15 protein-coding genes and 1 other annotated feature are annotated in these 13,067 nt (G+C 41.2%); all 15 genes read left to right on the forward strand.

The features are described 5' to 3' along the window. Positions 1-10 precede the first annotated feature (10 nt). The 15 genes from cysE to rpoB all read left to right on the forward strand — a co-directional run bounded on the left by cysE (position 11) and on the right by rpoB (position 13,000). Positions 11-661: a serine O-acetyltransferase gene (gene cysE / locus QNH43_RS00600; RefSeq protein ID WP_076372893.1), complete on the forward strand. Its 651-nt coding sequence runs from the start codon at positions 11-13 to the stop codon at positions 659-661. Between the two features lies 1 nt (position 662). Continuing rightward, complete coding sequence (cysS, locus tag QNH43_RS00605; RefSeq protein ID WP_076372891.1) at positions 663-2,060, forward strand: cysteine--tRNA ligase; 1,398 nt, start codon at positions 663-665, stop codon at positions 2,058-2,060. 3 nt (positions 2,061-2,063) lie between these two features. Continuing rightward, positions 2,064-2,486 carry a Mini-ribonuclease 3 gene (locus QNH43_RS00610; RefSeq protein ID WP_076372889.1) on the forward strand — a complete coding sequence of 141 codons (423 nt, stop codon included), beginning with the start codon at positions 2,064-2,066 and terminating at the stop codon, positions 2,484-2,486. Further along, complete coding sequence (gene rlmB / locus QNH43_RS00615) at positions 2,483-3,226, forward strand: 23S rRNA (guanosine(2251)-2'-O)-methyltransferase RlmB (RefSeq protein ID WP_076372887.1); 744 nt, start codon at positions 2,483-2,485, stop codon at positions 3,224-3,226. The genes QNH43_RS00610 and rlmB overlap by 4 nt, the downstream gene beginning before the upstream one ends. A 4-nt stretch (positions 3,227-3,230) precedes the next feature. Beyond that, positions 3,231-3,740 (forward strand): NYN domain-containing protein, encoded by a 510-nt coding sequence (locus tag QNH43_RS00620; protein WP_283916487.1) that lies wholly within the window; start codon positions 3,231-3,233, stop codon positions 3,738-3,740. An 85-nt stretch (positions 3,741-3,825) separates the two neighbouring features. After that, positions 3,826-4,458, forward strand: a complete 633-nt coding sequence (gene sigH, locus QNH43_RS00625) for an RNA polymerase sporulation sigma factor SigH (RefSeq protein ID WP_094246690.1) — start codon at positions 3,826-3,828, stop codon at positions 4,456-4,458. Between the two features lie 199 nt (positions 4,459-4,657). Beyond that, entirely contained in the window at positions 4,658-4,807 is a 150-nt protein-coding gene (rpmG, locus tag QNH43_RS00630; protein ID WP_076372885.1) for a 50S ribosomal protein L33, read from the forward strand. Between the two features lie 50 nt (positions 4,808-4,857). Next, positions 4,858-5,040: a preprotein translocase subunit SecE gene (gene secE, locus QNH43_RS00635; protein WP_076372883.1), complete on the forward strand. Its 183-nt coding sequence runs from the start codon at positions 4,858-4,860 to the stop codon at positions 5,038-5,040. Positions 5,041-5,297: 257 nt separating this feature from the next. After that, positions 5,298-5,831 (forward strand): transcription termination/antitermination protein NusG, encoded by a 534-nt coding sequence (gene nusG / locus QNH43_RS00640; RefSeq protein ID WP_048677866.1) that lies wholly within the window; start codon positions 5,298-5,300, stop codon positions 5,829-5,831. Between the two features lie 175 nt (positions 5,832-6,006). After that, positions 6,007-6,432, forward strand: a complete 426-nt coding sequence (gene rplK / locus QNH43_RS00645; RefSeq protein WP_063235791.1) for a 50S ribosomal protein L11 — start codon at positions 6,007-6,009, stop codon at positions 6,430-6,432. Positions 6,433-6,536: 104 nt separating this feature from the next. Next, a complete protein-coding gene (rplA, locus tag QNH43_RS00650) occupies positions 6,537-7,229 on the forward strand; it encodes a 50S ribosomal protein L1 (protein WP_076372881.1) in 693 nt (230 codons plus the stop codon). Positions 7,230-7,278: 49 nt separating this feature from the next. Then, positions 7,279-7,429 (forward strand) — a sequence feature (ribosomal protein L10 leader region). A 39-nt stretch (positions 7,430-7,468) separates the two neighbouring features. After that, the gene (gene rplJ / locus QNH43_RS00655) at positions 7,469-7,969 is read left to right on the forward strand and encodes a 50S ribosomal protein L10 (RefSeq protein WP_076372879.1); all 501 of its coding nucleotides are present in this window, start codon (positions 7,469-7,471) and stop codon (positions 7,967-7,969) included. A 62-nt stretch (positions 7,970-8,031) separates the two neighbouring features. Next, complete coding sequence (gene rplL / locus QNH43_RS00660; protein ID WP_034305050.1) at positions 8,032-8,391, forward strand: 50S ribosomal protein L7/L12; 360 nt, start codon at positions 8,032-8,034, stop codon at positions 8,389-8,391. A 195-nt stretch (positions 8,392-8,586) separates the two neighbouring features. After that, entirely contained in the window at positions 8,587-9,192 is a 606-nt protein-coding gene (locus QNH43_RS00665; protein WP_283918262.1) for a class I SAM-dependent methyltransferase, read from the forward strand. A gap of 238 nt (positions 9,193-9,430) precedes the next feature. Further along, positions 9,431-13,000 (forward strand): DNA-directed RNA polymerase subunit beta, encoded by a 3,570-nt coding sequence (gene rpoB, locus QNH43_RS00670; RefSeq protein ID WP_283916488.1) that lies wholly within the window; start codon positions 9,431-9,433, stop codon positions 12,998-13,000. Positions 13,001-13,067: the final 67 nt, after the last annotated feature.

Below are 13,067 nucleotides of genomic sequence, written 5' to 3' on the forward strand. Positions count from 1 at the left end.
GGGAATCATTTTGTTAAAGATGTTTAAAGAGGATATCGAAGTGGTTTTTGATCAAGATCCTGCTGCGCGCAGCTATTTGGAAGTCATATTGACGTACGCGGGTTTACATGCGATTTGGAGTCATAGGATGGCTCACGCATTATTTAAGAAGAAATTCTTTTTCCTGGCAAGAAGTATATCTCAGATCAGTCGGTTCTTTACCGGAATTGAAATTCATCCAGGGGCTACGATTGGCCGTCGTTTCTTCATTGACCATGGAATGGGGATCGTCATTGGCGAAACTTGTGAAATTGGCGACAATGTATCTGTCTTTCAAGGTGTAACCCTTGGGGGGACAGGAAAGGAAAAGGGAAAACGTCATCCTACGATAAAGGATAACGTATTGATTGCTACAGGAGCAAAAGTGCTGGGTTCCATCACTGTTGGGGAAAACTCAAAAATCGGTGCAGGATCGGTCGTTTTAAAGGAAGTGCCACCTAATTCCACTGTGGTGGGCATTCCAGGTAAAGTGGTCATTCAAGATGGTATCAAAATCAACAAAGATCTAAATCATTGTGATCTTCCTGATCCAATCGCTGATCGCTTTAAGGAATTGGATAGTGAAATCAGGGCTTTAAGAGCGAAGATGGCTGAACAGAGGCAGGAAGAAAGGAGTCTATAATATGGCGATTAAAATATATAACACAGCTACAAGAAAAAAGGAAACCTTCGTCCCGATTGAAGAGGGAAAGGTGAAGATGTACGTATGCGGACCCACTGTTTATAATTACATTCATATTGGTAATGCAAGACCCGCAATCGTATTCGATACCGTTCGTAGGTATTTGGATTACCGTGGATATGATGTGCAATTCGTTTCGAACTTTACGGATGTGGATGATAAGCTGATTCGTGCTGCAAAAGAATTGGGGGAAGATGTCCCAACCATATCGGAGCGTTTCATCAAGGCTTATTTTGAAGATGTGTCGGCATTGGGCTGCAAAAAAGCGGATGCTCACCCAACCGTAATGGAGAACATGGATGCAATCATTGAATTCATCTCGGCATTAATTGAGAAAGGATTCGCTTATGAATCTGAAGGGGATGTGTATTACCGAACTCGTAAGTTTGAGGGGTATGGAAAACTTTCACATCAGTCCATCGATGAGCTGCGAGTGGGGGCACGTATTGAAATAGGGGAGAAAAAACAAGATGCCCTTGATTTTGCCCTTTGGAAAACGGCCAAGGATGATGAAATATCTTGGGAGAGCCCATGGGGTAAGGGGCGTCCTGGCTGGCATATCGAATGCTCCGCAATGGTCAAAAAGTATTTGGGAGATACAATCGATATTCATGCAGGAGGTCAAGATCTGGCTTTCCCGCATCATGAAAATGAAATTGCACAATCCGAAGCATTGACTGGTAAGACCTTTGCGAATTATTGGATGCATAACGGGTATATAAATATTGAGAATGAAAAAATGTCTAAGTCCTTAGGCAATTTCGTCCTTGTGCATGACATCATTCAGAAGCATGATCCACAAGTGTTACGCTTCTTTATGTTATCTGTACATTACCGTCATCCCATCAATTATAGTGAAGAAGTGCTTGAAAATGTAAAAGCGTCCCTCGATCGCTTAAGGACTTCTTATCAAAACTTAAAACATCGCCTTCAAGTTAGTGACGGATTGACTGAGAATAATGATGTTTGGTTGGGGAAGCTGAATGAATTACATGAACAATTCATTAAGGAAATGGACGATGATTTCAACACGGCTAATGCAATATCCATGCTCTTTGAACTTTCCAAACAGGCAAATTATTACTTGATGGAGAAAAACACAGACAAGGAAGTGATTGATGCTTTCCTTGATAAATTCAACATCTTATTTTCTGTCCTAGGTTTGTCCCTTGAAGAGGAGGGGCTTTTGGATGAAGAAATTGAAGGCTTGATACAGCAGAGAATTCAAGCGCGGAAAGACCGCAATTTTGGGTTATCTGATGAAATTCGTGATCGCTTGAAAAACATGAATATCATATTAGAGGATACCCCTCAAGGTACAAGATGGAAAAGAGGGTAATTAATGCTTCATTACGATAGTAAGGTAGATGCAAAAATGCTGAACAGTCTTGCTTTAGCATATATAGGTGATGCTGTATACGAAACGTATATACGGCATCACCTCATTCAAAAAGGAGCGGTCAAGCCCAATCTGCTCCACAAAAAAGCTACATCTTTTGTAGCTGCTAAAGCGCAAAATAAAATCATCCACTTTTTCCTGGAGTCAGATTGGTTATCGGAAGAGGAATCAGCTGTCGTTCGGCGTGGGCGAAATGCAAAATCCGGTACGGTACCGAAGAATACAGATGTGCAAACGTATCGCTACAGTACAGCATTCGAGGCACTTATGGGCTTTTTGTATTTATCCGGCCGAAAAGAAAGAATGGAAGAACTCATCAAAAAATCCATTGAATACATTGAAGAAGAAAAGGGGAGTAACCCATGAGCGAAGAATATATCATTGGCAGGAACCCCGTATTGGAGGCACTTCGCTCCGAACGGGATATTAATAAAATTTGGATAGCCGAGGGCTCGCAAAAAGGCTCGATGCAACCGCTCATCGGTCTGGCGAAGGAAAAGAAGGTATTCGTGCAAATCGTCCCGAAGAAAAAGATCGACCAAATGGCAGAAGGCATCCATCAAGGCGTTATCGCACAAGTGGCTGCCTATGAATATGTGGAGCTGGATGACTTATTCGCAAAAGCGGCTGAACGGGACGAAGCACCTTTTTTCATGATTCTTGATGAAATTGAAGATCCGCATAATTTAGGGTCGATCATGAGGACGGCTGATGCAGTCGGGGCCCATGGAATCATCATCCCAAAAAGAAGAGCGGTGGGCTTGACGGCAACAGTGGCAAAAGCTTCGACGGGTGCAATCGAATATATTCCGGTAGCTCGCGTGACAAATTTGGCAAGAGCGGTGGAAGAGTTGAAAGAGCGAGGGGTATGGATAGTCGGTACCGATGCGAAAGGCAGCGATGATTACCGTAACATGGACGGAAAGATGCCTATCGGACTTGTTATCGGCAGCGAAGGAAAAGGCATGGCCCGGTTAATGAAGGATAAATGTGATTTTCTCATCCGTCTCCCTATGGCAGGACAAGTAACTTCGTTAAATGCATCGGTAGCGGCCGGTTTATTGATGTATGAGGTTTATAGAAAAAGAAATCCTCTAGGACAATAATGAAATGAATATTCTGTTGGTGGACGGTTATAACATTATTGGAGCTTGGCCGGAACTGAGAGAATTAAAAGAACGGGATCTTGCTGCTGCAAGAGATCGGCTGATAGAAATGATGGCGGAATATCAAGCATTTACCGGATACCGTGTAATTGTCGTATTTGACGCTCAATATGTTCAGGGAATTGCCCGCATTTTCAAAAATCACAAAGTTGACGTAATTTTTACAAAAGAAAATGAAACTGCGGATGAAAGAATAGAAAAGATGGCGATTGAACTGAATAATGTCAAAACGCAAATTCAAGTGGCAACCTCTGACTTCACGGAACAGTGGGTGATCTTTGGCCAAGGGGCCCTAAGGAAATCCGCTCGTGAACTGCTTATTGAAATGGAAGATATTCAAGGCGAAATCAAGAAAGATGTAAGAAAAACAACGACGATAAGACCTGTGGCTAAAATTCCTTTAAGTGAAGAAGTGGCAGAAATTTTCGAAAAATGGCGCCGGGGTAAAATTTGAACCATTGACGGGTAAAATTTACCTGCTGTATAATATTTCTATCTGAGTCAGGTCAGGGGGATATAATGTGGGTCTCAAATTCGGAATGAAGCTGAACGAAAAGTATCTGCAGTTTGAGGATGATGAATTGATAGGGTTGGTGCACACTGGAGACAGTGAAGCGCTGGATTATTTGATCCAAAAGTATCGTAATTTTGTAAGAGCGAAGGCAAGGACTTATTTCTTGATTGGTGCCGATAAGGAAGACATCGTGCAAGAAGGTATGATTGGTTTATATAAAGCCGTCCGTGATTTTAAAGGGGATAAATTATCTTCTTTTAAAGCATTTGCAGAACTATGCATTACGAGGCAGATCATTACAGCTATCAAAACAGCAACACGTCAAAAACATATTCCGCTCAATTCCTATGTTTCCCTGGACAAGCCCATTTATGATGAGGAATCGGATCGAACTCTAATGGATATCATATCGGGTACGAAAGTTTTGGACCCGGAAGAACTGATCATCAACCAAGAAGAGTTTGACGATATCGAATTAAAGATGGCCGAGCTCCTGAGTGATCTTGAGAGAAAAGTGTTAGCTCTTTACCTTGATGGACAAACCTACCAAGAAATTTCGGAAGAGTTGAACCGGCATGTTAAGTCAATCGACAACGCCCTTCAGCGGGTGAAAAGAAAGCTCGAGCGCTATCTGGAAGTAAGGGAAATCAGTTTATAATCCCTCCGCCTTTTCCGCTTAATTTCATCTGTCCCTTCTCCACATGGAAGTTTATTATTCACTAAAATTTTTAATGGATGTCATGTAACCGATGTTTTGATTTCCGGTGTCCGTAATGGGTGAAACCGCTTTGATATTGACAATAAAAAACAGCCGTGATAAGGTTTTATGGATATAGTAGATAGGATAGGTGTATCTAATGCGAAAAAAAATAGTTCTTGCATGCAGTGATTGCGGTTCAAGAAATTATAGTTATGAGAGCAAACAATCGACAAGCGGCGAACGACTGGAAATCAAGAAATTTTGCAGTACGTGCAACTCACACTCGATTCATAAAGAAACGAAATAACCGTTTTATAAATAGATTGACAGAAGCTTCTAAAGCTTGGAGGTACATTCATGAAACGTTTTACCGAATTTTTCAGCGGAGTCGCTCGCGAAATGCGAAAAGTAAGCTGGCCGAAACGCAAGGAGCTTACCAAATATACAATCGTGGTAGTAACGACTGTATTGTTCATGGCTTTGTTCTTTACAGTGGTCGATTTGGGCATTTCCGAATTAATTCGCTTAGTTATTGAATAAGAGATTCAAAAATAAGGTATAATAGTGATAGAATAATATGTGTCAGCAGAAAAGCCCGGAAACGGGTTTTTTAATTTGTCTTTTTTAATAAGTGAAGAAGCTCAAAATCGAGCACTGCTGTAATATGAATCATCACAATATTTTCTAGTTGAGTCGGGATGACGCCGGTATGGTATTTTGGCTAAAACGTTCAAAGATAAAGATTAATAAAGAAAATGATTGATTGCAGGGAGGGAAGGACGTTAAAGTCCTAACACATGGAAAAGAATTGGTATGTAGTTCACACCTATTCAGGTTATGAGAACAAGGTTAAGGCTAACTTGGAAAAACGTGTTGAAACTATGGGGATGGAAGACAAGATCTTTCGCGTTGTAGTTCCAGAAGAAGAAGAAACAGAAGTTAAAGATGGCAAAAAGAAAGTGACAAAAAAGAAAGTGTTTCCAGGTTATGTATTGGTTGAGATCATCATGACGGATGATTCATGGTATGTTGTACGGAATACGCCAGGCGTAACAGGTTTCGTAGGTTCATCTGGAGCTGGGTCAAAACCGACTGCATTGCTTCCGGAGGAAATTGAAGTCGTCCTTAAACGAATGGGCGTAGATGAAAGCAAAATCGAGGTTGATTTTGAAATCGGTGATACGGTCCAAGTTAAAGAAGGACCATTCGCAACCTTTGCAGGTCCAATTGAAGAACTTGATAAAGACAAAGGTAAAGTAAGGGTCCTAGTCAATATGTTCGGTCGTGATACACCGGTTGAACTTGATTTTAATCAAGTGGAAAAATTATAAACGGAAAAAAACTTGAAATTGCCTTTTGAAAGTGGTAAAATTTCAAAGGTCAGTATGTTTCAAATTTTTAGGCCTCAACGATACAAGCATTCTTTATTAATATATAAAGAATTCAAGATGAGTGGGAGGGTATTACCCTATTACCACATCACGGACTTATAAGGAGGTGTGTCTCGTGGCTAAAAAAGTAATTAAAATGGTTAAATTGCAAATTCCTGCTGGTAAAGCGAATCCGGCACCGCCAGTCGGTCCTGCATTAGGTCAAGCTGGTGTAAACATCATGGGATTCTGTAAGGAGTTCAACGCTCGTACAGCAGATCAAGCTGGTCTAATTATTCCTGTTGAAATCACGGTATTTGAAGACCGTTCATTTACATTCATTACAAAAACTCCGCCGGCTGCAGTATTGCTTAAGAAAGTAGCTGGTATCGAGTCTGGTTCTGGTGAACCTAACCGTAAAAAAGTTGCTACAGTCAAGCGTGATCAAGTGCGCGAGATTGCTGAAACTAAAATGCCTGACCTAAACGCTGCAAGCGTAGAAGCTGCAATGCGTATGGTTGAAGGTACTGCTCGCAGCATGGGTATTGTCATCGAAGACTAATCCATGTAATTGCTATTTGTTTCTACGGGGTTGCGATTGATACTCGCAACCTTTATTCGTGGGAGGTCATTCCGTTAAAACCACAATTTAGGAGGATTTATATCATGGCGAAAAAAGGTAAAAAGTATCTTGAAGCAGCTAAGCTTGTAGAAGTTTCTAAGGCTTATGCTGTAACTGAAGCAATCGAAGTTGCTAAAAAAGCAAACTTCGCAAAATTCGATGCGACTGTTGAAGTTGCTTTCCGTTTAGGCGTAGACCCTAAGAAAGCTGACCAACAAATTCGTGGAGCTGTTGTTCTTCCGAATGGTACTGGTAAAACTCAACGCGTATTAGTGTTCGCTAAAGGCGAAAAAGCAAAAGAAGCGGAAGCTGCTGGTGCTGACTACGTTGGCGAATCTGACTACATCAACAAAATCCAACAAGGATGGTTCGAATTCGATGTAATCGTTGCGACTCCAGACATGATGGGTGAAGTTGGTAAACTTGGCCGTGTATTAGGACCTAAAGGTTTAATGCCTAACCCTAAAACTGGCACAGTAACTTTCGATGTAACGAAAGCTGTTAATGAAATCAAAGCTGGTAAAGTTGAATACCGCGTAGATAAAGCTGGTAACATCCATGCTCCAATCGGTAAAGTATCTTTCGAAGATGCTAAACTAGTGGAAAACTTCACTACTATCTATGATACATTATTAAAAGTTAAACCTGCGGCTGCTAAAGGAACTTACATGAAAAACGTTTCTGTAACAACTACAATGGGCCCTGGTGTGAAAGTTGATCCTTCTACTTTCAAATAATAATTGACATACCAAAACTATTATTGTTATAATAAGTTTTGTTGTGAATAAATGAATACTATTTGTACCGTAGACAGTAGGTGCTCATTACGAGCTTAATTCCCTGCCGAGGTAATTCGATAATAATAGTCCTGGACTATGACTTTTGAAATTACTGCCTTCATGTCTGCAATAGAGATGAAGGCTTTTTCTTTGAAACGGTATAAATGTTTTCAAGCAAATCTACAGGAGGTGTAAGGATGAACGCAATTATTGAACAAAAGCAAAAAATCGTTGCTGAGATTTCTGATAAGTTAACTTCAAGCCAATCAACAGTAGTTGTTGACTACCGTGGATTGACTGTTGCTCAAGTAACAGAACTTCGTAAGCAACTTCGTGAAGCTGGCGTTGAGTTTAAAGTTTACAAAAACTCTTTAACTCGCCGTGCTGCTGAAAGTGCTGAACTTAGCGCTTTGAACGAATCATTAACAGGTCCAAACGCAATTGCATTCTCAACTGAAGATGTTATTGCGCCAGCAAAAATCCTTAACGATTTTGCGAAAAAACATGAAGCTTTAGAAATCAAAGCTGGAGTTATCGAAGGAAATGTTGCAACTGCTGAAGAAATTAAAGCTCTTGCAGAACTACCTTCACGCGAAGGCCTACTTTCTATGCTACTCAGCGTGCTACAAGCACCTATGCGCGGACTTGCTCTTGCTACAAAAGCTGTTGCAGAGCAAAAAGAAGAACAAGGCGCGTAAGCTAACCGCTTATCTAGCCTATTGATTCAAAAAAAACCAACCATTTCGAGGAGGAAATAAAAATGACTAAAGATCAAATCATTGAAGCAGTTAAAAATATGACTGTTTTAGAATTAAACGACCTTGTAAAAGCAATCGAAGAAGAATTCGGCGTAACTGCTGCTGCACCTGTAGCCGTAGCTGCTGCTGGTGGCGCTGCTGCTGAAGAAAAAACTGAGTTTGATGTAATCCTTACATCTGCTGGAGATCAAAAAATCAAAGTTATCAAAGCTGTACGTGAAGTTACAGGTCTTGGACTTAAAGAAGCAAAAGAACTTGTTGACAACACTCCAAAAGCAATCAAAGAAGCTGCTTCTAAAGAAGAAGCTGAAGAAATCAAAGCTAAACTTGAAGAAGTTGGAGCTGGCGTTGAAGTTAAGTAATCTTGCATAAACAAAAAGCTCGCTATCACTGGCGGGCTTTTTTTCTTCATTTTTAAAGAAATGACGGAAACTAGCCGTTAATGGTTTGGTAACGAGGATTTCGTTATTCGAACATTCCGGCGTGCAAGCATCCATTCTTCAATTCTCTTCTCTCATTAAATCTTCAATATTCCTTTCTGATAGGGGGAGATGACTCTGACAGAGCATTACTACTCACATAAACCGGATGTCGTAAGCAATCCGAAATTTTGGGATTTCACATTAAAGGGACGTACATTTCGCTTCAAAAGTGATAATGGTGTTTTTTCGAAAAAGGAAGTTGATTTCGGATCGCGTCTTTTGGTTGAAAGTTTTAACCTTGATGAAGCTGTGGAAGGAGATATTCTCGATGTTGGCTGCGGTTATGGGCCAATTGGAATATCGATTGCAACAGCTTATCCCGATAGAACAATAGAAATGATTGATATAAATAGCCGGGCAGTTGAATTGTCAAAAGAGAATGCGGCATCTAATGGGGTCGTAAATGTGAAGATTTACGAAAGTGATCGTTTTGACAAAGTTGCCTCCAATCAATTCGCGGCGATTCTTACGAACCCTCCCATTCGCGCAGGTAAAAGTGTAGTCCACGAAATTTTAGAAGAAGGCTATCGCAGTTTGGTAGCTGGTGGAGAATTATGGGTTGTCATTCAAAAAAAACAAGGGGCTCCTTCCGCAATGGATAAAATGGAGCAATTATTTGGAAATATTGAAGTGCCCGTTAAGAAAAAAGGTTACTATATACTATTATCCAAAAAGGTTTGACTCTAAATTTTCGCTATGTTAGTATTATAAAATGCATATATATAATTCCGTAACTATGCAATTTTTATACCATTGATGTATAATCAATGGATAATATGGAAAAAATATATAAATAATAGTTCGTTTTATGAGAAATAGTGGTTTTTAAAATAAAAACCATTTTCTTTTTGTCTATGGAAATGATTCCTTTTCCGAGGCAAATGGATCCTTATAACGCTTGATTTAAGGGGTGAATCAGTTGACAGGTCAACTTGTTCAGTATGGACGACACCGCCAACGTAGAAGTTATGCAAGAATCAGTGAGGTTTTGGATCTTCCAAATCTGATTGAAATTCAAACAGCTTCTTATCAATGGTTTCTAGATGTAGGTTTAAAGGAAATGTTCCAGGATATTTCTCCTATTGAGGATTTTACAGGTAATTTATCGTTAGAATTCATCGATTACAGCTTAGCTGAGCCGAAGTATTCTGTGGAAGAAACAAAAGAACGCGATGTTACGTATTCTGCACCACTTCGTGTGAAAGTGCGCCTTGTTAACAAAGAAACAGGGGAAGTGAAAGACCAGGATGTATTTATGGGCGACTTCCCGCTGATGACTGAAACAGGTACATTTGTCATCAATGGTGCTGAACGGGTAATTGTATCCCAATTAGTGCGCTCACCGAGTGTTTACTACAATGGGAAAATGGATAAAAACGGTAAGCTTGGATTCTCTGCGACCGTTATTCCTAACCGTGGCGCATGGCTCGAATATGAAACAGACGCCAAGGATGTTGTGTATGTCCGGATCGACCGCACCAGGAAATTACCGATCACGGTATTGATGCGTGCCCTTGGATTCGGAACAGATCAAGAAATCATCGATTTGATCGGAGACAACGAATACCTTCGCAACACTCTTGAAAAGGATAACACCGAGAGTGTGGAAAAAGCATTACTAGAAATCTATGAGCGTCTACGCCCAGGTGAACCGCCTACTGTCGAAAACGCGAAAAGTCTTTTAGTATCACGCTTTTTTGATCCAAAACGTTATGATTTAGCTAATGTTGGCCGTTATAAAATTAATAAAAAACTGCATATCAAGAACCGTTTATTCGGACAACGTATTGCAGAGACTTTGATTGATCCTGAAACAGGTGAAATCATCGTTGAAAAAGGGACAATGCTTGATCGTCGGACTCTTGATAGGATCCTGCCTCATATCGAAGGTGGAATCGGATTCAAAACATTCCATCCATCAGGCGGTGTAGTAGAGGAAGAAACTCTTCTTCAACCTATTAAAGTGTTTGCGCCAAACGATGCTGAAGGTGAAAAAGTGATCAATATCATCGGTAATGCCTATGTGACCGACCAGGTCAAAAACATTACACCGGCTGATATCATTTCTTCCATCAGTTATTTCTTTAATTTATTGCATGGTGTGGGAATCACGGATGACATTGACCATTTAGGTAACCGTCGTCTGCGTTCAGTTGGTGAATTGCTGCAAAACCAATTCAGAATTGGTTTATCCCGTATGGAGCGTGTTGTCCGTGAAAGGATGTCCATTCAGGATACGAACACAATCACTCCACAGCAACTAATCAACATTCGCCCGGTCATAGCATCCATTAAAGAGTTCTTTGGAAGCTCACAGCTTTCCCAATTCATGGATCAAACGAACCCGTTGGCTGAATTGACACATAAACGTCGTCTATCTGCATTGGGACCTGGTGGTCTGACACGTGAGCGTGCTGGCTTTGAAGTACGTGACGTTCATTATTCCCACTATGGCCGCATGTGTCCGATTGAAACGCCTGAGGGACCGAATATTGGTTTGATTAACTCGTTATCCAGTTTTGCAAAGGTTAACCCATATGGCTTCATTGAAACTCCATATCGCCGTGTTGACCCTGAAACAGGTAAAATTACAAGCCAAATCGATTACTTAACAGCTGATGAGGAAGATAATTATGTAGTTGCCCAAGCGAATGTACGACTGTCAGATGACGGCTCATTCCTTGACAATGATGTTGTTGCACGTTTCCGTGGTGAAAATACCGTTGTTCCGCGTGACCGCGTAGATTACATGGATGTATCTCCTAAACAGGTTGTATCTGCTGCGACAGCATGTATTCCTTTCTTGGAAAATGATGACTCCAACCGTGCCCTTATGGGAGCGAACATGCAACGTCAAGCAGTTCCTTTGCTGCAACCGGAAGCCCCTCGAGTAGGAACGGGTATGGAGTATGTTTCAGCGAAAGACTCCGGTGCTGCCGTAATCTGTAAACACCCTGGTATCGTAGAACACGTTGAATCACGTGAAGTATGGGTGCGTAGGGTAAGTGAGGTTGACGGAAAGCAAGTAAAAGGAAACCTTGATAAATACCGTCTATTAAAATTCATTCGTTCCAACCAAGGAACGTGCTATAATCAACGCCCTATCGTAAGTGTTGGAGACAACGTTGTAAAAGGTGAAATTCTTGCTGATGGTCCTTCAATGGAAAAAGGTGAGCTGGCACTTGGACGTAACGTATTGGTTGCCTTCATGACATGGGACGGATATAACTATGAAGATGCCATCATCATGAGTGAACGATTGGTTAAAGATGATGTGTACACTTCCATTCATATTGAAGAATATGAATCTGAATCACGCGATACAAAATTAGGACCTGAAGAAATCACACGTGATATCCCTAACGTAGGGGAAGATGCGCTTCGTAATCTTGATGAGCGCGGAATAATCCGTGTGGGTGCTGAAGTGAAAGACGGAGACCTTCTCGTTGGTAAAGTTACGCCTAAAGGTGTAACGGAACTGACTGCTGAGGAACGTCTATTACATGCAATCTTCGGTGAAAAAGCACGTGAAGTAAGGGATACATCACTTCGTGTACCTCACGGCGGCGGCGGAATCGTTCTTGATGTTAAAGTATTCAACAGAGAAGACGGCGATGAACTGCCTCCTGGTGTAAACCAACTAGCACGTGTATATATCGTTCAAAAACGTAAAATCCATGAAGGCGATAAAATGGCTGGACGACATGGTAACAAAGGGGTAATCTCCAGGATTCTTCCTGAAGAAGATATGCCTTATTTACCAGACGGCACTCCAGTCGACATCATGTTAAACCCGTTGGGTGTACCTTCACGTATGAACATCGGTCAGGTGTTGGAGCTTCACTTAGGTATGGCTGCACGCGCACTTGGCATTCATGTAGCATCTCCTGTATTCGATGGTGCCACTGAGGAAGATGTTTGGGGTACGATTGAAGAAGCCGGGATGTCCCGTGATGCAAAAACAGTCCTTTATGACGGCCGTTCAGGTGAAGCATTCGATAACCGTGTATCAGTTGGTGTCATGTATATGATCAAACTGGCACATATGGTCGATGATAAACTTCATGCGCGTTCAACTGGACCTTACTCCCTTGTTACGCAGCAACCACTTGGTGGTAAAGCGCAATTTGGCGGACAGCGTTTCGGTGAGATGGAAGTATGGGCACTTGAAGCTTATGGTGCTGCTTATACATTACAAGAAATCTTAACCGTTAAATCAGATGATGTCGTAGGTCGTGTTAAAACGTACGAAGCGATTGTCAAAGGTGAAAATGTCCCTGAACCAGGCGTTCCTGAGTCCTTCAAAGTATTGATTAAGGAGCTTCAAAGTTTAGGATTGGATGTTAAAATCCTAAATGCCGAAGATCGTGAAATCGAAATGCGTGATTTGGAAGATGAAGATGATGCCAACCAAGCCGACAAATTAAGCCTTGATTCAGAACCTAAGGATATGGTTGCTTCCGAAGTAGGGGCACCTGTCAAAGAATAAAATTAAATATAAACATATCTAGTTATATATTACCTGCTCTGACTGGCAGCGAGATGTTCATTTGAAG

The organism is Peribacillus simplex (assembly GCF_030123325.1).
Classification (GTDB): Bacteria; Bacillota; Bacilli; order Bacillales; family DSM-1321; genus Peribacillus; species Peribacillus simplex_D.